21 protein-coding genes are annotated in these 23807 nt (G+C 48.4%); 9 read left to right on the top strand and 12 right to left on the bottom strand.

All coding sequences use genetic code 11. The features are described from left to right. Positions 1-317 precede the first annotated feature (317 nt). The 10 genes from ACINK7_RS07265 to ACINK7_RS07220 form a co-directional block, all read right to left on the bottom strand. Positions 318-893, bottom strand: a complete 576-nt coding sequence (locus tag ACINK7_RS07265; protein WP_341328471.1) for a hypothetical protein — start codon at positions 891-893, stop codon at positions 318-320. 413 nt (positions 894-1306) lie between these two features. Beyond that, on the bottom strand, positions 1307-2092 hold the full coding sequence (locus ACINK7_RS07260; RefSeq protein WP_404360649.1) for a YopT-type cysteine protease domain-containing protein: 786 nt from the start codon (positions 2090-2092) through the stop codon (positions 1307-1309). Positions 2093-2470: 378 nt separating this feature from the next. Next, positions 2471-3226: an ATP-binding protein gene (locus ACINK7_RS07255; RefSeq protein WP_404360648.1), complete on the bottom strand. Its 756-nt coding sequence runs from the start codon at positions 3224-3226 to the stop codon at positions 2471-2473. A gap of 24 nt (positions 3227-3250) precedes the next feature. Continuing rightward, on the bottom strand, positions 3251-4015 hold the full coding sequence (locus tag ACINK7_RS07250; protein WP_404360646.1) for a J domain-containing protein: 765 nt from the start codon (positions 4013-4015) through the stop codon (positions 3251-3253). After that, positions 4000-5157, bottom strand: coding sequence for a tetratricopeptide repeat protein (locus ACINK7_RS07245; protein WP_404360645.1), 1158 nt, complete (start codon positions 5155-5157; stop codon positions 4000-4002). Before ACINK7_RS07245 ends, ACINK7_RS07250 begins: the two co-directional genes overlap by 16 nt. 113 nt (positions 5158-5270) lie before the next feature. Continuing rightward, positions 5271-6338 (bottom strand): dTDP-glucose 4,6-dehydratase, encoded by a 1068-nt coding sequence (gene rfbB / locus ACINK7_RS07240; RefSeq protein ID WP_404360644.1) that lies wholly within the window; start codon positions 6336-6338, stop codon positions 5271-5273. After that, the gene (locus tag ACINK7_RS07235; protein WP_341328465.1) at positions 6338-7144 is read right to left on the bottom strand and encodes an ABC transporter permease; all 807 of its coding nucleotides are present in this window, start codon (positions 7142-7144) and stop codon (positions 6338-6340) included. Before ACINK7_RS07235 ends, rfbB begins: the two co-directional genes overlap by 1 nt. Next, a complete protein-coding gene (locus tag ACINK7_RS07230; protein ID WP_404360642.1) occupies positions 7141-7878 on the bottom strand; it encodes an ABC transporter ATP-binding protein in 738 nt (245 codons plus the stop codon). Before ACINK7_RS07230 ends, ACINK7_RS07235 begins: the two co-directional genes overlap by 4 nt. Continuing rightward, entirely contained in the window at positions 7875-8831 is a 957-nt protein-coding gene (locus ACINK7_RS07225; RefSeq protein ID WP_404360641.1) for a PQQ-dependent catabolism-associated beta-propeller protein, read from the bottom strand. The genes ACINK7_RS07230 and ACINK7_RS07225 overlap by 4 nt, the downstream gene beginning before the upstream one ends. Positions 8832-8844: 13 nt before the next feature. Continuing rightward, a complete protein-coding gene (locus ACINK7_RS07220; RefSeq protein WP_404360640.1) occupies positions 8845-10008 on the bottom strand; it encodes an ABC transporter substrate-binding protein in 1164 nt (387 codons plus the stop codon). A gap of 434 nt (positions 10009-10442) precedes the next feature. On the opposite strand from ACINK7_RS07220, the gene ACINK7_RS07215 reads away from it, so the two are divergent. The 4 genes from ACINK7_RS07215 (at position 10443) to ACINK7_RS07200 (ending at position 14277) form a co-directional block, all read left to right on the top strand. Further along, the gene (locus ACINK7_RS07215) at positions 10443-10847 is read left to right on the top strand and encodes a PilZ domain-containing protein (protein WP_404360639.1); all 405 of its coding nucleotides are present in this window, start codon (positions 10443-10445) and stop codon (positions 10845-10847) included. A gap of 218 nt (positions 10848-11065) precedes the next feature. Further along, positions 11066-11416, top strand: coding sequence for a hypothetical protein (locus tag ACINK7_RS07210; protein WP_404360638.1), 351 nt, complete (start codon positions 11066-11068; stop codon positions 11414-11416). Then, complete coding sequence (locus tag ACINK7_RS07205) at positions 11417-12247, top strand: MOSC domain-containing protein (RefSeq protein WP_404360637.1); 831 nt, start codon at positions 11417-11419, stop codon at positions 12245-12247. 227 nt (positions 12248-12474) lie between these two features. Beyond that, positions 12475-14277, top strand: a complete 1803-nt coding sequence (locus ACINK7_RS07200) for a Na/Pi cotransporter family protein (protein WP_404360636.1) — start codon at positions 12475-12477, stop codon at positions 14275-14277. A gap of 499 nt (positions 14278-14776) precedes the next feature. Here the strand turns inward: ACINK7_RS07200 and tnpC are convergent, their stop codons facing one another. Together tnpC and ACINK7_RS07190 are read right to left on the bottom strand one after the other, a co-directional pair. Beyond that, positions 14777-15661 carry an IS66 family transposase gene (tnpC, locus tag ACINK7_RS07195; protein WP_404360635.1) on the bottom strand — a complete coding sequence of 295 codons (885 nt, stop codon included), beginning with the start codon at positions 15659-15661 and terminating at the stop codon, positions 14777-14779. Positions 15662-15711: 50 nt separating this feature from the next. Then, a complete protein-coding gene (locus ACINK7_RS07190) occupies positions 15712-16167 on the bottom strand; it encodes a DUF6444 domain-containing protein (protein WP_404360634.1) in 456 nt (151 codons plus the stop codon). Between the two features lie 331 nt (positions 16168-16498). Here ACINK7_RS07190 and ACINK7_RS07185 point away from each other — a divergent pair, with 331 nt between their 5' ends. The 5 genes from ACINK7_RS07185 (at position 16499) to ACINK7_RS07165 (ending at position 23496) form a co-directional block, all read left to right on the top strand. Next, positions 16499-17638 carry an efflux RND transporter periplasmic adaptor subunit gene (locus ACINK7_RS07185; protein ID WP_404360633.1) on the top strand — a complete coding sequence of 380 codons (1140 nt, stop codon included), beginning with the start codon at positions 16499-16501 and terminating at the stop codon, positions 17636-17638. A 9-nt stretch (positions 17639-17647) separates the two neighbouring features. Continuing rightward, the gene (locus tag ACINK7_RS07180; protein ID WP_404360632.1) at positions 17648-20815 is read left to right on the top strand and encodes an efflux RND transporter permease subunit; all 3168 of its coding nucleotides are present in this window, start codon (positions 17648-17650) and stop codon (positions 20813-20815) included. A 4-nt stretch (positions 20816-20819) separates the two neighbouring features. Continuing rightward, a complete protein-coding gene (locus ACINK7_RS07175) occupies positions 20820-22466 on the top strand; it encodes an efflux transporter outer membrane subunit (RefSeq protein ID WP_404360631.1) in 1647 nt (548 codons plus the stop codon). Between the two features lie 242 nt (positions 22467-22708). Next, positions 22709-22948: a hypothetical protein gene (locus ACINK7_RS07170; protein WP_404360630.1), complete on the top strand. Its 240-nt coding sequence runs from the start codon at positions 22709-22711 to the stop codon at positions 22946-22948. A gap of 287 nt (positions 22949-23235) precedes the next feature. Continuing rightward, on the top strand, positions 23236-23496 hold the full coding sequence (locus ACINK7_RS07165; protein WP_404360629.1) for a hypothetical protein: 261 nt from the start codon (positions 23236-23238) through the stop codon (positions 23494-23496). Positions 23497-23807 lie beyond the last annotated feature (311 nt).

Raw genomic sequence — 23807 nt, 5'->3', positions numbered from 1 at the left:
TGCTCCTCGGCAATTGCTGAGTTACATGGATGTAATGAATGCAGAAAATGCAGGAGCATTTTTCTGCCCTGCATTGCCCTAATACACGCCATCCTTGGCAATCAGTCGCCGCCGTCAAGCCTACATGGAAGTATTCACGGCGTCCTGTCAAGCGAGTCACCGAACCACCGCAAAGTCTACTAATTGTAGAAGTTATTTTGTGCATATTCCTTACTCAAGCTGGAGCTTGGGTAACCGCATAAAAATGACTTAGCAATAAAGAAAGGGGCCGCTTTAATACTTGGTCAACAACATTGCCCCAGCAGCGCTTCCTGCTTTTATGCTGCCAATGTTTCTACGATATTACCCCGACGCTGTAATACGGTAATGCCTTGTTCTAAAGCCATTCGCTTAACATCTTCTTCCACGGCAAAACTCGCTAATGCTAAATGAATTTTGTAGTCCCGGTATTCAGGAAATAATTTTATAAAATTAGCTCGTTTACGGCCTAATAAACACGCTATATCTTTAGGATGTAAGCGATATTTAACTTCCACAATAAATACGTCTTTACCATTGACCAGCAATAAGTCGTATTCTTCTTCAATATCGCCTTTGCTTCGCGTGACATTCTTCTCAATAAAATCAAACTGAATACCGTTGAGTTCCAGCTTGTGCTTTAGCGAATTATAATAAAACTCTTCGGCAACTTTGCCTTGATTATTGCCGACTCCCCCATACATATCGGCCAGTTTGCTCAATTTAGCATCTGTTTTTGCCAACAGCGCATCTGTCTTAGCCAGCTGTGCATCCGTCTTAGCCAGCTGCGCATCCGTCTTAGCCAGCTGTGCATCCGTTTTGGCTTGGGACAGCGCTAAATTAGCAACAATTTCCCGCAATTCATCATCGGTCATAGCTACTTACCTAAAAAATTTCATTCATTATATACCTTTCGCACTTCCAATTTCGGCGAAGCTTTAGAAGGCGCCGGGGTGCTCTGTCGCTCACCTAACGCTAGGTGGGCGACTGGCATGGAGCTGGCATAGAGCCTACATAGATGTATTCACCCAGCACCTAAATTCCATAGCCCATTGGCCATGGTTAATTGTCTTGGATAATTTAGGGCTGGGTTCATGTCGTCCTTTGACGGGCACTCCGGTGGCGAATTTTGATCTACCATAGGCATAAAGTAAGGGCGCACCTGCTACGGAGGATCAGTTAGGCATTTTTTTCACTTACCCCAATTATCTAAACACATAAACACCTGTTCCGGTTTTCAATTTAATGATTGTCAATTAAAGCCCCCCTTTCTTCTAACCAGGACCTTTTATGCTTTTGTACCGAAACAATGAATCGTAAAGTTTTTGTCATACTTGCTACCGTATCCGCTATAAACCCAGAATAGCTCAAACCATCTACGGAAATCGACTACAGTTTCAAACCAGTATTCGCCATAATTAGGGTCAAAAAAACATACGTCTTGGGCAACCCAGGCAGCTGTTGCATGAGCCCCACCTGCACTGGAAAAACTTAACTGCTTATACATCGCGCCTCCCATCTTGTAATCAGGAGCCAACACAGCAGCAATTTCTCGTCCACGACCAAGACTTGTGCCACTGGTTAATGCTTGCTGGTTGGTTGAAAGACTTCCGCCTGTCGCAGTAGTACGTGGAATTACACCTGCCTTAGCCAATTGCTTTCGCATAAATTCAACTTTGGATAGACCTGAAATCTCACGAGTAGGGACATCACCGTGGTCGACTCTACTGCTATAAGAACCATGTAGATCACAAATAAATCCGGCAACCTCAACATCGACATCACCATTTGGGCCAAATAGCCATCCCCAAAAGTCCTCGTCATTAGCATGGAACGCAATCCAAAACATACATAGAGCCTTACAGACACCGCTCCATTTTACGCCCGGTGATTTCATCCGCAGATGGTAAATCGACCCTACACCTTTGTTTTTTTCATCGCTTCCTTGACTGAATTTTTTGGTACATGCGCCACCATGAGTTAGTGCAACAGCATGAATTCGTTGATGTTTAAACGGCATATCAATTTCCCAATCAATAGCCTGAGCATAGGGTAATACAGAAGTTCTAGCCATTTTTTCTCCTCATGAGTTGTTTGACATTTGCGGTTATTTAAAAAAAGGGAGGGGTAGATATCAAATTTAAGGCCCGATCTCCGAGCAACTAAATTTCCCAAGCTCCTGCTCTCGCTGTTATACGCATCTCTTTGAGATACTCTGTTGGTCATCCTGCGCGAAAATTACGTAATCGTTGGAACTCCGAAGTGTACGCCGTGCGCACCATGGAAACCCCTCCAATATTAATCAATGGCTACCTTACCTCCAGTATCCATGCAGTCGTCTTTTTGAAAGAGGGAGGCTGAATTTTTACTTAGGAATGCTTTATATCAGTATAAAAACAAGCTTTGTATCGCTGTTTGGACGTGAATCGGGAAAACTAAGGCGAATGCCGTTTCATTTGCTATAGGCATTGTAAAACTGCTTTGCGGTTCGGCCGCTTTTCGATGCCCTGAGCTTGGCAAACTCCAGGGCTTCTTGATGCAATTGTTCGCGGTCGCCGTCATAACCGGTAAACAAACTATCGACGATTTCCAGAAAAGTTTCGGTATTCGGCGGATAAAAGGATAGCCACAAGCCGAAGCGGTCGGAGAGCGATATTTTTTGTTCGACCGCATCGGAATAATGTACTTCGCCGTCGACTAAGCGGGTGTCGAGATTATCGCGCATCTGCTCCGGCATCAAATGGCGCCGGTTCGATGTGGCATAGAGTAATACATTTTCCGGCGGTAATTCGATGGAACCTTCCATGACGCTCTTCAGCGCCGTATACAAGCCGTTATCGGCTTCGAAGGAAAGGTCGTCACAATAGACGATGAAGCGCTGCTCTTGTTCGCGAATGTCGTCGACGATTTCGGGCAGATCGATCAAATCTTGTTTGTCCACTTCAATGACACGCAGACCGCGATCCATGTATTCATTGAGTAAGGCCTTGATCAACGACGATTTACCGGTACCTCGCGCGCCCCATAGCAAGACGTTATTGGCTGGCTTTCCGGTTAAAAAGCGCTCGGTATTGTCGATCAAGCATTGTTTTTGCCGATCGATACCGAGTAAATCATCGAGCCGAATAGCATCCAGTTGCTTGACCGACCGCAAACATTCTTTCCTCCGCCGCCAAATGGCGGCGTGAGTTTGATTCCAATCGATCATGACAGCTCCACCTTTTATTAGCGCTTAATTCACCGGTTGAGACAATAATTCCAAACGCACCTTGCGCTCGCTGATGTGCTGAGTCAATTGCCCGGCCAAGTCGCCGAGCGGGTCTTCACCGCTCACTTCGGCTTCGCCGACCGTGTTCATCAATTCGTATAATTCCGTTTGCTTTTGTTCGCTGAGTTCCTGTTCGGCTTCGGACAAACGCCGGCGCAATTGTGCGATACGTCGAATCACTTTGACCAAGCGCGCGCCGGTATCGCTACCTTCGACGGCTTCCGAATCTTCGCCGAAATCGATAATCAATTGTTCGATTTCCGCCAAAGCGCCAGCCTCGTAGGCACGATTGACGCGAGCCATCATGATTGTGCGACGTTCGCGTTCGATCTCGTTGGTGGCGCGGTCGGGGTGCATCAGCTTAGTCGCTTTACGGTAGGCTTGTTTAATTTCCGGCGTAATTTTGGCCGGCGGCACCTGGTTTTCGGTTAAACCGGCTTCTTCGGCCGATCGCCTCGCCTGCTTCTCGGCATCCTGGGCCCACGCTTGCAACTCGATATTGTCGGGGTAGCGCTCTGCCTCTTCCGATGCAATTCGGGCATCCAACTCATCCATTTCGACGTACAAATACCCCACCAGACGGTAGTAGCGGTAATGAAACTGCGACATTTCAGTTTTTAACGTTTCCAACGCCAACTCAGAGGATGCGACCTGCTCCTCGAGCTCGGCTTCTTCGGTCTCCAAACGCTTGAGTTCTTGTTCTTCCGGTAGCATTATCGATTTTTCCAATTGATACCGAATTTCGACAGAAATTCTTGCGTTTTCACATGCCCACGACCGGCAATCTTGCGATACCAATACAAGGCTTGCTGATCGACGGTTTCAACCGCCGGACCGTTCGGATAAACTCGATGCAGCATATCTTGCGCTCTCGGCGCACCTTGCTCGGCGGCTTGTCGATACCAAAACACGGCTTTTTCATAATTTTGCGCCACGCCAAAGCCGGACCAATACAATTCGCCTAAAAAATCTTGCGCATAAGGATGACCCTGCTCGGCCGCTTTTCGATACCAAAACGCTGCTTGCTCGCCATCTTGCGCCACACCGACACCGAACTCATAGAGCGCCCCCAGTTCGATTTGCGCATAAGCGTAGCCTTGCTCGGCGGCGCGGCGGTACCAGAATGCCGCCTGCACTGGATCTTGCTCGACCCCGTAACCGCATTCGTAATTCAAACCAAGGTTGCATTGCGCTCCGGCATAGCCTTGATCGGCTGCCTTGCGGTACCAAAAAACGGCCTGGATTGCATCCTGCTTGACGCCTAATCCGTATTCTATTTTTAAACCTAAATTATATTGAGCGCAGGCCAGACCTGCTTCGGCAGCCTTGCGGCACCATGACAATGACTGAACCGGATTCTGTTCAATGCCAAAACCATTACCGTACATTTCTGCCAGATCCATCCAAATTTCCGGATCGGCAAGCGCTTGATGAGTCGTACACCAGTTGAACGCCATGCGCATATAATATTCGGCTTTTTCGGCATTTCGAGGAATCCCTTGTCCGCCCAAATACATTCTCGCAAGCGGTAAATAGGCCTTGCCGTAACCTTGATCAACTAATTCTTGGAACGTCGAGAAATCTTGTTTCAGCTGCTGCCTCATCGAAAACAAGGGCCGCAGTGCTTCACTTTCATTGCCGTTTATGACTTTAACCTTTGCATCGCAGTTAAATCGGATTTCATTGCCGTCATCGGTAATGCGATTATAACTATCGCGGGCTAAGCGGTAACGCTCGTCCGAATTACCCGCTGGATCATTGGCTTGAGGGTTACGAATGGCCTCCAATCCGCGCCCGACCATGCTTGTCGATGACGAAAAAGGGGAAGAGAGATTGCGCTGCACGCTGACAGAGGGCAATCGTTCAGCCATGTCTATTTCCTCGGTAATACTTCATGATTGGAAAAAATTGAGTCGGTTCGTAAAGTAGGCAGTGTCGGCGTGTTCCGAGCTTAAAGCAGACAATCAATTAAACTTTAGCAATTTCAAAGATTCTGCAACCCCAGTCTCTCGCCCCGGTAACTGCCGTCCAAGACATTGGCCCACCAGGCTTTATTATCGAGATACCATTGCACGGTTTTTCGCAGACCGGTTTCGAAGGTTTCTTGCGGCTCCCAGCCCAATTCGCGTTTGATTTTACCGGCATCGATCGCATAACGCAGATCATGTCCGGGACGATCCTGAACGAATTGCATCAAGTTTCTGTGCGGCCTGAAATTCGAATCCGGCATTAATTCGTCGAGCACGGCGCAAATCGTTTCGACGACTTCCAAGTTGGTTTTTTCATTGTTGCCGCCGATATTATATACCTCTCCGATACGGCCTTTTTCGAGCACGGTCTCGATCGCGCGGCAATGATCCTCGACATACAACCAATCGCGCACATTCAATCCGGCCCCGTAAATCGGCAAGGACGTTCCGCTAAGCGCGTTTAAAATCATTAGCGGAATCAACTTTTCCGGAAATTGATAAGGTCCGTAGTTGTTCGAGCAATTGGTCGTCAATACCGGAAAATCGTATGTGTGATGATAGGCTCTGACCAAGTGGTCGGACGCAGCCTTCGACGCCGAATACGGCGAATTCGGTTGATAAGGCGTTTGCTCGGTAAATTTGCCTTCCGCGCCCAGCGACCCGTAGACTTCATCGGTCGAGACATGGAGAAACCGAAAATTTTGCCGGTCTTCGCTATCGAGTTGCCGCCAATAATTCTTGGCCGATTCAAGCAAGCCATAAGTGCCGACCACATTGGTCTGAATAAACGCACCGGGGCTGTCGATAGATCGATCGACATGGCTCTCGGCCGCGAAATTGACGATGGTATCGGGTTGATAACGCGCCAACAAATAATCGACCAGGCTTTTGTCGCCGATCGACCCGAGCACGAAACGATGATTGTCGTTACCGTCCAAATCCGCCAGGGTTTCCAAATTACCGGCGTAGGTCAAGGCATCCAGATTGATGACTTTGCTACCGCCTTTTTCCACTAAGCGACGGACAAAATTGCCGCCGATGAAACCGGCACCGCCGGTTACCAAAATTGTTTTGTGTTGCATTAGGCGCCCCCTCCTTTTCGAGTCATCATGCCTTTCGATGGGTTATAACCGAGTATGGCCGCCGTCATGAAGATGACAAAGGCCGATAGTGTGTAGATAAAAGCCTCTTGATTGAATTGGTTATACAACGCAAAACGAATCAATTCCACCGCTTGCGAAAACGGATTGTACCGAGCGATATCATGCAGCAATTCGCTGGACTCCTTAATTTTCCAAAGCGGATATAGCGCAGTCGACATGAAAAACATCGGAAAAATGACGAAATTCATCACGCCGGCAAAATTTTCCAACTGTTTGATGAACGACGACAGCAACAAGCCCAACGCACCGAGCATCATCCCGGACAACAATAAGGCCGGAAGTACCCAGAGATAACCTTCAAGCGGCGCCTCGATCTCATACAGCCAGGCTATGCCGAGAAAAACATAGACTTGCAAGACCGAAACGGCGGTTCCGGCAATCAGCTTACAAAACAGCAGAAACCAACGCGGTAGCGGCGCAACCATCAGAATCCGCATGCTACCCATTTCGCGGTCGTAAACCATCGACAACGAGCTTTGCATGCCGTTGAACAATTGAATCATGCCGATCAGACCGGGGGTGATATATACCTCGTACAAGATGTAGGTTTCGTAAGGCGGCGCAATCGCGATGCCGAGCGCTGCGCGAAATCCCGCCGCGAATACGAATAACCAAAGCAAGGGCCGAACCAGGGCGGAAATAAAACGTTCGCGCTGCTTGACGAAGCGTAGCAATTCGCGGCCGATAATGCCCCACATCGCCCGCCAATAATGCAATAGCCTCATGCGCGTCCTCCTTGAGTCAGTGCAAAAAACGCCTCGTCGATCGACTCTTTTCCGGTCTGTTGTAAAACCTTGGGAATCGCGCCGTTCGCCTTGACTTGACCTTGATGCAACACAACCAAATGATCGTCCGGATAAATTTCATCGATAAGATGCGTCGCCCACAGCACCGATAATTGCCCGTCCTTAACTAATTGATGAACGTGTTCGACGATCGCCTTGCGGCTCGGCACATCGAGTCCGACCGTCGGTTCGTCGAGCAGCAACAGCGACGGCTTATGCAACAAGGCCCGCGCAATTTCGACACGCCGCCGGTGCCCGCCGTTGAGTTGGCGTATTTTTTCGAAACGGCGCTCGTACATATCGAATCGCTCCAGTTCTTCTTGTATACGCTGTTTCGCTACTTTACGCCTCATGCCGTGCAGGGCCGCGTGATAACGCAAATTCTGCATCACCGTCAGGTCTATATCGAGCGTGGTTTGTTGAAACACGACGCCAAGCTTTGCCAAAGCCTTTACAGTGTTTTTCTTGACATCGAAGCCGGACAGCTCAATACGCCCGGAACGCGTATCATAAAGTCTCGTAATCAACGCAAACAAGGTACTTTTTCCGGCGCCGTTCGGCCCGAGAAGAATCGTACATTCACCGGGATTTATCGAAAAGCCGACCTTATCCAGCGCTTTCTTGCCGCTGTAGGAAAAACTTAAATCCTCGACGGACAACGCGATCGAATTCATGGCTTCGCGACCACTCCCCAGGGATAACGCCCTACCCCGACCGATTTGGTGACTTTATGGCTAGCCAAGTCGATGATCGAAATATCGTTGCTGACGCCGTTAGTCGTATAAAGCCGCGTTTGATCGGGAGAGAACGCCAAATTCCAGACTCTTTCGCCAACCAACAAAAATTTTTCGACCTCATAAGTCTTGGCATTGATCACCGCGACTCGATTTGCCGGCCCCAGTGCGACATAGCCCCAACGATTGTCCTTGTCGATCGCGACACCGACCGGCTGAATCTTATCGAAAGTCACGCCCGGAACTTCCAGTTTAATATTCTTGATGATTTGCCGAGTCTCCGCATCGAGTATCGTCAAGGTCCCGGCCATTTCCGACGTCGCCCAAACGAATTTGCTGTCGGCGGTAAAACTCAAAGCCCGCGGGCGTGGATCGACTAGCGTGTTATCGACGATAGCAAGGTTCTCGGTGTCGATCCAGTGCAGCATATTGGTCGTTTCGGAAGCACTGATAACCCAACGCCCGTCGGGGCTCGCGGCAATGCCTTCCGGCTCGACGCCGACCTTGATTTCCTTGATCGCTTTGCGTTCTTGCAAATCGATCACGGTGACTTGACTGTCGTCCTCGTTCGATACAAACATCCGGCTGCCGTCGGGACTGACCGCAAAGGTTTCGGGATCCTCGCCGGACGGCAATCGTCCGACTTCCTCAAGCGTTTCGGCATCGATGATTTTAATCGTATCGTCGTCGCTGGTGGCTATATATAGGAACTTATTATCGGGACTAATTGCAATACCGCGTGGTCTTTGCCCGACCGGTACCGTTTTGGTTAACGACCCGGCAATCGGATCGACGATGGCCAAGGCATTGTCTTTTTCCAGTGTGACATAAACCGTTTCGGCTTGGACCGTAACGGCAGCGCATAGCGCGAGAGTCAATAAAGTATTTCTCATAGGTGTCTTCCTTTTACTTACATTTGATTTCGGGTTGATCAAACCCTAGGGTATCCAATTCGGTTTTCGGATGTAAAAAGCCTTCGATCGGAGCGACCGCAACCAAGGAACGTGGAGCTGCCAGCAATACCGGCTGTCTCAACTGACCGCTCCAAACCCGAAACGACAAGGGCCTGCCTTTATAACCTTGCAACACGAATTTGTCGCTCAACAAATAAGGCTTGATATCGTTTAATTGGCTCGATTGGGTCCGGGCCGCAGCCTCGCCGACGGCACGAATCGCCAGATATGCACCATAATCCGGCTCTTCCATCCAGCGGCCCTTTTGTTCTTTGAAACGGTTTTGAATTTGCACCGCGCCCCATTGTTCATGCGTCCGATGCCATGAAGTCGCGATCAAGCCTTGCGTTCCGACAACAGGTCTCGGAATCCAGGTCCGGTAATCCAGATATTCGCCGAACAAACCTTGTTCGTCGGCAACAACCAATATATCGTAGTCGACGCCCTGCGTGAACACCGGCACATCCGATTGAGCGGTTCGTCGTGCGTCATAGGTATGATCCCAGGCTTTCTCCGCGACGATTTTCATGCCGAAACGCTTCGCCGATCGCTTGATCGCGGCGGCGAATAATTTATCTTCATCGCTCGCACCGGTCACCAAAAACCACTTGGTCCAGCGCTTTTTCAACATATATTGAGCCAAGGCATCGGCACGCATTGCGCGGCTCGGCAAGATATGCAGCACATCGCTAGCGCAACGCTGCCGCAGACTGTCGTCCGTCGTTCCCGCATCGAAAATCAAGGTATGCTCCGGCTTATTCGCATCGATGATTTTCAGCAAATCATCGGCTGGCAAATTGGCGACAACAAAGGAAAATTTCCCGGCTATTCTGTCGTTAAATTCCTGGGCGACGTCGCCGTCGACCGGCACGATAACCTTGTTCAGTTTATACAATTGTCCGGTAAACTGTCCGGTAGTGTTGTTATCGTCGATCGCTAGTTCGGCGCCGAGTTCGCCCTTGTCCTTAATAAACGGATCAAGATTCGACAAGGCCGGCGGGGCTATTTTTTCTTGGGTAAAGTAAACAATTTCGATTTCCTGTTTTTGTTCCGCTTGCGCAACAAAAACAGTCAACGACAGCATGCTAATACCTAACAATAAAGATCGGACGATCATTTTTAATACTCCATTCATTTGCTGTGGCTGAAATAAAGATAAAGAAAGTAAAATGAAGACTATACAGAACCAATCCATTCAACATTCGCTGTTTAACTTAACCCAGCTTTAACATTTACCGAGCATAATCTTTTGAATATTATGATAAAAGTAATGATGCGGCACTACAAAGCTATTTTTGAAATGCTTTTTAATCCTTAAAATTCAATAATATAGACCGCATGCGCTACATTTGTTAAGGTTGGGTTAACAATTTTCTAGCGCTTGAGGTATTGCTCAATCAAGCATTATAAACATAACTGCGCAGGGTTTCCTTATGGATCGACACCGCCAATAATAAACTGACCACTATATACAAGCGAAAACACACTATAATTTAAAAATAGCGCCACATTATTCGATAACCCAACATTACCTCTGATTTCGTAATCTCCATGGCCGACATCAATCCTCCTTCAGAAAATCATCGCGATATTTTCGATTTAGATACCGATGATACGATTCAAGATAATGGCCGTAGATCGGTTCGCTATGTCAGAAACGATATTAAAGTCGTGTTGATTTCTAAAAACCTTCTCGGGCTCGATAAAAAGATACAGGCTCAACTTCAAGACATCAGCAGTAAAGGGTTACGCGTAAGCGCCGAAGAAAAACTGAGCATTAATAAAAAAATTACTGTGGCGCTTAAATTCAAAGACGGCAGACGATTTAATATGAAAGCCAAAGTCGTCCGCCAATCCAGCAGCAATAAGTTTGACTACGGTATTAAGTTCGAGGAACGACAAAACGATCTTGGTGATCATTTACTTGAAACTCAAACGGATTTACTGCTTAAATGAACGATCAAAGGAAATTATTGCCAAATTCATAGCCAGGCATTGCCATCCATGCCACAGGATTCTGCCAATCCCTGGCTGAATGACGCGCTTTTCCTTAAACTGGCTTATTGTGCCGGAAACCTTTACATCTTGAGCAACCCGATACCGGCAATTTGATGCCATATCGGTACCAATGAATACTTTGTTAGTTAGGAATCTTTTCGAATGAGGAGTCCAAAATGGAAATCCAAGCCATAACACCACGCATCGATAATACCGTATCGAACGATACTTCTCAGCCGGAGCTAAATCGCAGACTGACTGAAGAGCTAAATCAAGGCGCCGCACCAGGAGCGCCTATTGTCAGCGACGAACAAAATCTCGAATTATCGGATAACGCGCTGCAACTTTCCGAATCGTTTCGTAACCGTGAAGCGCAAAATGTCACTACAGCCCCACCGGTCACCGAACCGGAACAGGCTAACGATATTGTCAGGCAAACCGCCGACTTGATTAAACAATTCCCGTCGAACGGTCTAGCCGCTCAGAGCAACCTGACATCGACCGTCGTGAAAGGACTGCTTGGCTAAATGATGCCTTCGCCACTCTTAAGCGAAATTTATATCTATCCGGTTAAATCATTGGCGGGTATCGCGGTCGACCGCTGGCCTGTGACTGAAAAAGGTCTGCGCTATGATAGGCAATGGATGTTGGTTGATAAAAACAGAAAATTTTTATCCCAACGACGCCTGCCTAAAATGGCATTGATTCGCACCGCTTTGACCGAAAGTTGTCTGACTCTATCGGCGCCGGGTTTGGACGATTTGGCGCTACCGCTGGAGGCAACAAACGGTGAATCGCTCGAATGCGAAATATGGCATGACCGCTGCCTAGCGCACGAGGTTTCAACACAAGCAAACCGATGGCTCAGTGCTTTTTTACATATCGACTGTAAATTGGTCTACCAAGCGGAAGAAACGATTCGCCCGGTTGATCCGAATTACGCACGGCCCGACGACAAAGTTTATTTTTCGGACGGCTTCCCATTCTTGATTCTTTCGGAAAGCTCTCTGGCCTCACTCAACCGCGCCATGAATCTGAATTATCCAATGGCCCGTTTTAGGCCTAATTTGGTCCTTTCAGGCTGCGATAGCTACGCCGAAGACAACTGGCGAACGATAAGCATCGGCGAAATCAGCTTCAGATTACCTAAACCCTGCGCGCGCTGCTCGGTACCGACCATCGATCCGGAAACGGCAGAATCCGGACAAGAGCCGCTGCTCACACTAAGCAGAATCCGCAAATGGAATCAAAAAGTTTATTTCGGACAAAATGCCTTGCATGACAATACCGGGACATTAAACACCGGCGATCAAGTGAGCATCTATAAAACCGGACCTAAACAACCCCCGATAGTCTAAAACTAAATATTGATGCAGCCATGATCACGCTCAATACAATGGCAAAACTATCAAGGTTAAGACGTCTCGATTCACTGAAACTTCCTAAACCTGTTCAAGAAGCCATTGTAAATTTTTTTTGTATTTATCTTAACCCAGCCTTAACATTAGTCGATCATAGATAATTGAATAATAAGTAAAAATAAATATTATTACACTACATTTGTTAAAGCTGGATTAAAAGCAAGATGCAAAAAATTTTCCTGATCCTGGGTATTCCCTTATTGAGTATCGGCTTTTGGTTTAGCGAAGAATTCAAAGGCATCGCGGCCGGTGTTGCTATTTTTTTGTTCGGTATGTTGTCGCTCGAACAAGGATTCAAGGCATTTACCGGCGGCACGCTAGAACGCATTCTGCAAAAAACCACCGATACGCGAATAAAAAGCCTGGGCTTCGGCATCGTCGCCACGACCTTGATGCAATCGAGCTCATTGGTATCGATCATCACGATATCGTTTCTTAGCGCGGGTTTGCTCGACTTGGCTTCGGGTATCGGAATTATCTTCGGCGCTAATCTCGGCACCTCGACCGGCGCCTGGCTGATCGCCGGCTTTGGACTTAAAGTTGATATCGCCGCATACGCGCTGCCTATGTTGGTTTTCGGTATATTATTTATTTTTCAAGCCCGGAAAAAAGTAAAAGGTATAGGTTTCATTCTGACCGGGCTCGGGTTTCTGTTTTTGGGCATCGACTATATGAAGGATAATTTCGAGCGCATCAAGGAAACCATCGATCTCGTCGAATTTGCGATGCCGGGCATCAAGGGCTTATTGGTTTACACGGCGGTCGGTGTTGCGGCCACGATCGTCATGCAATCGAGCCATGCCACGATGGTATTGATCATCACCGCGCTAGCGGCGCAACAAATCACTTACGAAAATGCTCTGGCCTTGGCGGTCGGTTCGAACATCGGCACGACGATCACGGCCATTATCGGCGCACTCGGCGCCAACATCGACGGCAAACGTCTAGCCTGGGCGCATTTGATTTTTAATTTTTTGACCGGCATCATCACACTCATATTTATTCCTTATTTCGTCCTGTCCGTGGATTGGCTTAGCATTAAGATCGGAATAAACCCCAGCGACTACACATTAAAACTTGCCGTCTTTCACACCTTGTTCAATTTTGCGGGAATCGCGCTATTATTTCCTTTTATCGGGTATATGGTCATGTTTTTGCAACGCTTCATCAAGGAAAGAAAAATCAGTATTTTCATGCCGAAATATTTAAATAACTCGGCGGTCGAATTTCCTGAAACGATGAACGAATCAATAAGACTAGAGACGCTGCATCTATACGACAATGCCGTTTATGTCATCCTAAGAACTTTCGGATTGAGCCGCCGGGATCTTCAAGACAATGAACAGTTATTGCAAACATTGACGAATCAAGAAAATCCGGCCGAATACGATATCGAAAATGCCTACGAAAAACGCATTAAAGGAATTTACAGTGCCATTATCGCCTTCATCAGCCGCGCCTCTTTTTCTCCGGAAAATAAACCCGCCGCAAAACTTTATTGGCTGCGCGACGCGAACCGGCATATCGTCGAGGCAATCAAAGACACCAAGCATCTGCAAACCAACTGGCTCCATTTCGCCACTTCGCGTTATCGCTACGCCCGTGATGAGTATCACAAAATCGCTTATCAAATCGCACTACTAATCAAGCAAATCGATGCATTCATGGAAAATGTCGAGGCCGACGAACTGCCTTTTGTTTCGCTCGATGCCCTCAAGGCCAAGATCGAGGAAGACGACCAGCAGATCACTCGCAGCATCGAGACACTGATCCGCGAAAATAAAATCACCGCCGAAACCGGTTCATCGCTGATTAATGACAGCGCTTACATGTTTAGTATCAAAACCAATCTGGTCAAAGCCGTCGAAACCTTGTTTTTGCACAACATACAACATCTTGAGCCCGAACCTAATCTGGCTTTGAACGAAACGGAAATCAAAACGGTCGTGGAAACAGTCAACCCCTAAGTTATACCTTTCGCACTTCAAATTTCGGCATTGCCTGAGGAGGCGCCTGGGTGTCCGATAAAGGCTTTGCCAGCATGGAGCTGGCATAGAGCCTACATGGACGTATTCACCCAGCACCTAAATTCCATAGCCTTTTGGCTATGGTAACTATCTTGCATAATTTAGGTGCTGGGTTCACGGCGTCCTTTAGCGGACACCCAGGCGCCGAATTTTGATCTACGATGGGTATAAGCGACACATCTTTTGATGCGGCTGTTTCTGTATGAAAAAGCACAAGAACTGGGCTTAGAGGAAGATCATCAAACCCAACAAAGAAGGCATGAGCAAAAAAAAGCCGCGGATTACATTGTTAACTGGGAAGGAAACTATAATCGGACTTTTTTCAAAAAGTTCTCAAAAATAACCAAACAGGCTTGGCGCTTCGTCAAAAACAATTTTCTTAAAAAAAGCTCTCAGCGGCTCTTTGAACTCAAGTTACGGCCTGCTTTGATGTAACTATTCAGGCCCCCCAGGCTACTGGAGGCAATTTTAGAATCGGCCACCCGGTCCGCTGATGATCAATAACGAGAGCCAAGTAAAGCCAAGGGGATTGTTGTCTTTTACGGCGGGTTTCGATCACGCTGATTAAAATGGCGAATACCTGCGAGCCTTGTTCGGTACGAGTGCCATAGCTGATGCGTCTCAAAACCACCCAGTGCCGCAGTGCCCGCTCGGCTTCGTTGTTGGTCAACGGCAAATGATAGGACGCAACGACCTGAAAGATCGCATCCCAATCATTGAGCATTTCACCGGTCAGCTCACGCGTCTTTTTATGCGTTGCTTCGCGCAGGCTTTCGCATAGCGCTCGATAGAGCGCCAGTGATTCTTGAAAGGTTTCCGTCAACGGTTTGTCGGGTGGGTCGACACAGGCCTCTCGAATCGCGTTCATCAGCGTATTCAGCAACGCCAGTGTTTGTTTGCCGAACTGGCGGGCCACAGGGTCGAAACTCTCTTCCAGCCCTTGGGCTTTGCGCAGCAGATGCGCCCAGCAGCGCGCACGATTCGGGTATCTGCGATAGGCTTGGTAGCCATCGCTCATGAGCCAGCCCAAGTAATCCGCGCCCAAAAGGTTCTCGATCAATTCGGCGCTGCGGTAGGCAATCCAGTAGGCGGTCACGCTATCGGTGCTGAACACCCACAGCCACAAGAAGGTCGTCAGTTCCATCCAGGACGTTTCATCGACATGCAGTAATTGACTATTGACCACGGCGTCAATGAGTTCGTCTTCAATCGGCAGCGCCGCCGCGCCGCGTTCATGCAGGGTGTTGTTGATGGTGCCGACACTGAGACTTAACCCTAACCAATCCTGCAAGAATTCGCGGATGCGTTCTCGGGATAGCCGCATGCGATAGGCCAGGTGAGGTCAACGGTATCAAAAGCGGTATACGCTTTTTGCTAACTTGCCGTGAACACAGTACTGCAACACGCACAAAGCTCGGGACGATGATCTTGATAGTCGGTCACCGGCAAAACTTGCTGTCTACCGAAGCCTTGCGCACCAGGCTGCTTATCGGGTTTACGCACATCATCCGAAGCTTGAGACGAGTCGGTTTGAGACTCTTGTTTGGATTTTTTAGCGGGTGGCGCGAGAGAGGTATTCTCTGCCTCCTGGTCCGGCGTGTCTTCACCAGCGTCTATCGCATCGGTGTCACTGGCTGTATCGTTCGCTTTATCCCACGGTACTTCACTACCGGGTGGCCGGGAGCTATTGCGCGAGTTTTGCTTCAAGCGCTCGCGTGCTTCCTTGAGATCGTTGAGCAAGCGAATCGAAAGGCGACGCAAATCCTCTTCCGGCAGGTCAAAAAGCTTGTCTTCATCCAGTTGGCTTAGGTCGTGATCACTCAGTTGCATGGTGCTCAGGTTACGTCTTGGTGGCTTAAAAATACAGTTTTTGAGTGACTGATTGGATGATTTTTGTAGTGGGGGTCTGAATAGTTACGCTTTGATGGCGTATCTATAATTAAACAGCGGACACCGTTACCCTTTTTCCGTACGTTTATGTCGATTTATTCGATTTTTAAGCTAGAATGCCTAAAACTCAAACACAAGGCTAATCATTTTGCATTAAGAGCCATGCTCTTTCTCAAGGCAACCCGACTGGCTTATGCAGAACTGCAAGCTCTGAGGTTGCGTAACATCCGTTACTGTCAATCGGAGTAGTTAACGAAATGAGGGGTTATAGATGAAAAATGGGGGACAAATGCTTCGTTCGTTGAAGAAAAAGATGTTGATACCGGCGGTTGTTTTTGGAGTCATCCTGATTTTGAATGGCTGTCAAGGACAACAAGAGAATAAAATAAATGAACAGCCCGTTCGGCCGGTTAAGTTACTAAAAGTCGGTGACGTCTCATCCGATAAAACCCTAAAAATGCCGGGTACTGTGAGAGCTTCAGATCGTGTCGATCTGGCTTTTCAAGTTCCGGGCCGCCTAATTCAAATGCCAATCAAAGAAGGCCAATCGATCAAAAAAGGGGATCTGCTAGCGCGCATCGACCCCCGGGATTACGAAACGAGTCTGCGTAACGCGATGGGTACGTTAGCCAAAGCCAAAGCCAAGCTTGAATATGATATTGCCGAGTACCAACGCTATTTCAAAGTGAAGGAAAAAGAGTCCGGCGCTGTCAGCGATTCCATGCTGTCTTTAAAGAAAGCCGCTGAAAACGTCGCCAAAGCCGATCTACAATCAGCGCAGGCCGGCGTTGAAGCAGCGAAAGATCAATTAGCCTATACCTATTTGCGCGCACCATTCAACGGCGTTTTGGCTAAAAAATATGTCGATAATTATCAGGAGGTGCAAGCCAAGCAGGCGATTGTCAGTTTGCAGAACACCACCAATATCGAAGTATTGGTCGATCTTCCTGAATTGATTGTAGCGCCTATACGCCGCGTTATGCCGCGAATCAACGTGGAATTCGCCAGCGCTCCCGGCAGCCTCTTCGAATTGTCGATCAAGGAGTTCGCAACCCAGGCCGATGCCTTGACGCAAACCTATCAGGTCGTTTTCGTCATGCCGGCTCCTACCGGCATCAGAGTTCTTCCGGGGATGACGGCAACCGTTATTTTCGATTTGTCCGATACGGAAATCGCTGATTCCGAGATTAGCATTCCGGCTATTGCTGTGTTAGCCGATACGGAGGGTAAACCTTTCGTTTGGGTTCTAAACGACGAAACGATGAAGGTTCAACGTCGGTCCGTCACGCCGGGCGCGCTGACAGGTAGCGATAACATTATGATTACGGCGGGTCTGGACTTGGGCGAAACTATTGCGATTAGCGGCGTCAGCACGCTCCGAGAAGGTCAAATCGTCAGAGCATTTGAATAGGAGCAGCAGATGAATCCGGCGGAATGGAGCATTAATAAGAGCCTGATTACCTGGGTATTGATCGTTCTTGCCTTGGTTGTCGGTATGAAATCTTACCAATCGTTGAGCCGACTGGAAGACCCCGAGTTTACGATCAAGGAGGCCGTGATTACTACTCCTTATCCGGGCGCTTCCGCAGCCGAAGTCGAAGAAGAAGTGACAAACGTCATCGAAAAAGCGGTGCAGGAGATGGGGCAACTGGAAAAGATCGAGTCAAGATCTTCCCGCGGGATTTCATCGGTGAAAGCCAAAATCAAGGATCAATATGACAAAAACGGACTTCCTCAAGTCTGGGATGAGCTGCGCAGAAAGGTGAACGATGCGCAAAGAAAATTACCGCCGGGAGCCGGGCCGTCTTTAGTCAACGACGATTTCGGAGATGTTTACGGCATCTATTTGGCGATTACCGGAGAAGGTTATAGCTATAGAGAGATTTACGATTACGCCAAGCTGTTACAGCGGGAATTGCTCAAAGCTAAGGATGTCAAGCGGATCAGTCTCTATGGCGATCAGAAGGAAGTAATCTATATCGAGATGCGTCGAGAACAAATGACCCGACTTGGCATTTCGCCGCAAGATATCTACCTAGCCTTGGGGGACAAGAATCTGGTTGCCGATGCCGGTAAGTTGAATTTGGGACAAGAATTCATTCCGATCAATCCTACCGGCGAATTCAAATCCGAACAGGATTTCGGCGATTTATTGATCACGCCAAGAAATCCGAAGTCGCAAAGCCTGATTTATCTGCGCGATATCGCGGAAATCAAGCGGGAGTATCGAGATCCGCCGGTAAGCAGGGTGCGTTTTGAGGGTAAACCGGCGATTGCAATCGGTATTTCTACGGTTCAAGGCGGCAATGTCGTGGCGATGGGCGAGTCGATAGATCAACGTTTGAAAGAACTGGAGTCGTTACGACCGGTCGGCATGGAATTTCATACCATATCGCATCAGGCTGAAGCAGTGACGGCTTCCTTAAACGGCTTTGTCATTAATTTGATCGAGGCCGTTATTATCGTCGTCAGTGTTTTGCTGGTTTTCATGGGGGTGCGCAGCGGTTTGATACTGGGCGTCGTGCTTACTATCACGATCATGGGCACGTTTATTTTCATGCACATACTGGATATCACGCTGGAGCGGATTTCATTGGGCGCGTTGATCATTGCCTTGGGCATGCTGGTGGATTGCGCGATCGTCGTTGCCGACGGTATGCGCATGAGAATGCAGCGAGGGCAATCGGGGTTTGATGCGGCCAGCGAAGTAGTGGCTCAAAACGCCTTGCCGATGCTGGGAGGAACCGTGGTCGCGATTACGGCATTTGCCGCGATCGGCACCTCGAATGATTCTACCGGCGAATATTGCCGCTCATTGTTTACCGTTATCATGGTATCGCTTTCGTTAAGCTGGTTGACAGCGGTTACGTGCACACCATTGCTGTGCAGTATTTTTTTGAAGCGGAATGCGAATACTGAGGAAGGCGAAACCGATCCTTACGACAGCGGTTTTTATGCCGTATACAGTAAGTTTTTGGTTCGTTGCATACGTCATCGCTGGCTGGTTGTCGGCGTCGTTATAGGTCTATTTGCAATGTCGGTGATCGGTTTTGGCTCGATCAAAAACAGTTTTTTTCCCGACTCTACGCGACCGCAGTTTTATGTTGATTTCTGGTTCCCGGAAGGCACCGACATTCGTGAAACCCAACGGCAAATCGAGCGCGCGGAAGCTTATCTAAAGGAACAAGAAGGCGTCACGCATTTGACCAGCTTGATCGGCGGCGGCCAGTTACGCTTTTTGCTGACCTACGCGCCCGAAAACCCTTATTCCAGCTATGCTCAGATTTTGGTCGACGTCGACGATTATCGGAAAATCGAATCACTCAATAAGCGCGCGCAGAGAGAATTGGAGTCGATGTTTCCCGGTGCCATGGTAACCACGCGCTTGTTCGTGCTGGGTCCATCGACCGGCGGCAAGATTCAATTACGTATTTACGGTCCCGATTCGAACGAATTGCGCGGCATGGCTGCTAAGGCCGAGGATATTTTATATAACGAAGCCAACGCCAAGGCGATCAGAAATGAATGGCGGGAAAAAATCAAAGTCTTGAGGCCTCAGATAGCCGAAATGCAGGCACGCCGGGCCGGTATCGATAGAAAAGATTTAGCGCAGGCCTTGGCCGCATCGTTCGAAGGCACTCAGGCTGGCATCTACCGGGAAGGCGATGAACTGCTGCCTATCATGGCGAGGTCGCCCGAAAGCGAGCGTCGGGATCTGAACAGTTTGGCCGCAATTCCGGTGTGGAGTGCGGCGGCGCAAACTATGATTCCGATGGGGCAAGTGGTTAGCGAGTTTCCTGTCGAATTCGAAGATGCTCACCTATGGCGCTGGGATAGACGCAAAATGATCAGAATACATGCCGATCCCCGGGAAGGTTTGCCGAGCGAATTGTTTGCCAAAGTAAAGGCACCGATCGAGCAGGCTCTGGACGTCGATGTCGCGGCGGTACTCGGCAATGCGACCGGCGATACATCGATCGAACATGGACCTGAAACGCTGAAAGTACAAAATAACGATCTTTGGCCGATCAAGAATAAACCCGGCTATTACATGGCATGGGGCGGCGAAGCCGAGGATTCGGCCCGCGCCAATGCCAATCTGGCCGGATCGATACCGATGTTTTTCGGTTTGATGGTATTGACGGTGCTGATTTTGTTCAATTCACTCAAAAAAACCTTACTCCTTTGGCTGACCGTTCCTATGGCGCTGATCGGAGTCACGACGGGGTTGTTAATTTTTTCACAGCCTTTCGGATTCATGGCGCTACTGGGGTTGATGAGTCTTTCCGGCATGTTGATAAAAGCCTCGATCGTCGTGCTCGATGAGATCGATGTTCAAATCAGACAAGGAGCGGCACCTTTGCAAGCCGTTTTGAAATCCGGGGTTAGCCGGCTGATTCCTGTCTGTATGTCGTCAGGCACGACGATGCTGGGAATGATACCGTTGTTCACCGATGCTTTTTTCGTCTCGATGGCCGTAACCATCGTGATCGGCCTGGGCTTTTCAACCGTCTTGATCCTTATCGTTGTACCGGTACTCTATGCCATTTTCTTTAAGGTACCTAACGAAACTGAAAAGGCGGTGTAGCAAAATGAATACTTCAGGGCAGATACCCAAGCAAAAACTTCAAATGACTTTATTAAATTCCGCCGAATTCAGCCTTAGCGCAGCCGTTTTGCTTGCAACGTCGATGACGGCCGGCTGCATGATGGTCGGCCCCGATTATGAAAAGCCGAAACTGGATGTCCAACAAAATTGGCTGGAAGATTCGGATACTGGGTTAAAACGCGGGGACGTCGAATTGGGGACCTGGTGGACCGTTTTTCAAGATCCCATTCTTAACAAGCTAGTCGATGAAGCACGCGATCAAAACCTAACGCTGCAAGCGGCCGGTATCCGTATTTTGGAAGCTCGTGCCCAACTCGGCATAGCAACCGGGTTCGAATATCCCCAAGTTCAGCAAGCCAACGGCAACCTAGGTTTTCAGCAAATCAGCGCCCATGCGCCGAATACCAGTCCCCAGATCGACCGATCGTACGGTTCAGCCGGCATCGGCTTTGACGCCGGTTGGGAACTGGATGTATGGGGTAAATTCAGGCGCGGCGTCGAAGCCGGCCAAGCCAACCTGGATGCTTCGATCGCGTCCTACGACGATGTGCTGGTTAGTTTAACGGCGGAAGTGGCAAGAACTTATGTCCTTATTCGTACGCTCGAAACCCAAATTCAAGTAGCATTGGATAACTTGCAGATCCAATCCGAAACGTTGAAAATCGCCAATGCCCTTTATAGCGGCGGATTGATCACCGAGCTCGATTATCTACAAGCTAAAACACTGTTGAGTAATACCGAAGCGACCATACCGCCCTTGCAAGCCTTACTCCGTCAAGCAAAAAACAGCCTAAGCGTATTGTTGGGTAAAACGCCCGGAACGGTCGATAGTGATCTAGGCGAATCCGGAGCGATTCCTACGGCACCTAAAGAAGTGGCTGTGGGAGTTCCCGCCGATCTACTCAGGCGGCGGCCCGACATTCGCCAGGCGGAAAATCGATTGATGACCCAAAGCGCCTTGATAGGCGTCGCCAAGGCCGATCTCTACCCCCATTTTTCATTGTTGGGTTCGATCAATTTCAGAGCCAGCGATGCCGCGCTGACTTATGCAACGGGCGGGGCAAGCAATCTAGGCGATCTTTTTAAGTCGAATAGTTTTCAATATTCTATCGGTCCCAGCGTATCGTGGGATATTTTCAATTACGGACGCATTACCAATCAGGTCAGGGTCGAGGATGCGCGATTTCAGGCGTTGGCTGTCAGCTACCGGAACGCCGTGCTGAATGCCGCGAGGGAGGCGGAAAATGCCGTCATCGGTTTTTTAAAGGCGCAGGACCAAAAGTTGAATCTACAACAAAGCGTCGATGCTTCGAAACGGTCGGCAGAATTGTCGCTCTATCAATACAGCGAAGGTTTGGTCGATTATCAACGCGTTCTCGATTCGCAGCGCAGTCTTATAGTCGCCCAGGAACGGTTTACCAGCGTGAGCGGCGACGTTGCGAATAATTTGATCGCTTTGTATAAGGCTTTAGGCGGTGGCTGGGAAACCCGTACCGAGACGGATTTTGTTCCGGATGAAATAAAACAGGAAATGGATCAACGCACCGATTGGGGTAAGCTACTCAACCCCGGGCAGGCGAAATTAACCGACGAAGACAAAAAAACGCTCTGGCGTTTTCCGGACTGGTAATCTTTCCGGAAAATGAGCAGGAAGACCATGTCTTTTCTGCTCATCTTTTATCCAAAGCTCCCGGACGAGTTCACGGCATCTCTAGAAAGGTTATGCCCCGCACTCAAAATAGTTGAATTATTCTTGGTCAAAGGATTACAACTCGCCGAATAAATACCCGCTTTGGTTTAATTTGATTCGGAAATAAACTCATGCTTTGACATCCCAAATGCCCATATAATACCCTTTTGAATTCCGCGATTTTGCTGATTTCTCTGATCGTTTCCGGTTGTTCTTTTTCGGATAGTTCGGGGAGTATTTCCAATTCTACCAGTTCGATTATCAGCAGCCCGTTTTCAATCTCCGATAAAGACAAGAAATACCAAAACGAAGTGTCCGATTACACGATGGCTTATGTGAAATCCAGCAGTGCAGAGGTCGATTACAGCTGTTTTTTGAAAGGCTTGAGCGATATTGCCGCCGAGAAAGGCATCAATAACTGAGATCAAGAGCCTAAGACCTACATCGCGATCGGCAAAGGCTTAAAAAAGGCTATGTGTGCGGTAATAGTTGAAAACACCCACAACTACCAGAAGCACATATAAATTTACAGTGAATTGAAGGGTACACTACGCGCACCTGCGCCTAATGTCGGTACAAGGCAATACATGAGAGCATGTTAAACTGCGGGTGGTACTGCTGTGGTAAGAACAGCCACCCTACAGCCTTCAAGTATCGAGATTGGTGTAGACTATTAACGCGAACATAGCCAAGTTAAAGGCACCAGATCATGAAGGCAAAACTTTTAACCCAATTGGAACATTTCTTCGATCCGGAGCATAAACAAACCAAACAGTACGCCAAGGAACTAAAAACCGTTCTCCGCAAACTGAAAAAAAAGGAACGCAAATTGACCGAAGCGCTCGAACAAACCACCGATCAGGAACTGACGAAGTTGTATCAAACCGAATTGGAAATCATCCGGATTCAACGCAAAAAAGGATTGGATATTTTGCAGAATATTCGCAAGGAGCTGCAGCAAAACCGGTAGCCTAGGTAATGTCGAATGCTTGAAGCCGCTGACCAAATAACGCATTCTCAGTCAACATCGCAGTATGACGGGCAAAAAAAAGCGGACAGAAACTGTCCGCTTGAGAAACCCTTAAAATCCTTTAGGAGGAAAGCTTGCATAACGCACTCAATCAAGAGTTGCACGCATTATAAAGAGCGTAAAAACCCTTGAAAATGTAACTAATTGACGCGCGACAGCTTGTCGCAGCGAGAAAAGCAATGATCTATACCTTTCGTACTTCAAATTTCGGCAGTGCCTAAAAATTTAGTCTTAAATAACTTCCCTTTATT

It is taken from the genome of Methylotuvimicrobium sp. KM1 (assembly GCF_044788715.1).
Taxonomy (GTDB): Bacteria; Pseudomonadota; Gammaproteobacteria; order Methylococcales; family Methylomonadaceae; genus Methylotuvimicrobium.
The sequence above is the reverse complement of the archived record's forward strand: the minus strand, read 5'-3'. Positions and strand labels throughout refer to the sequence as shown.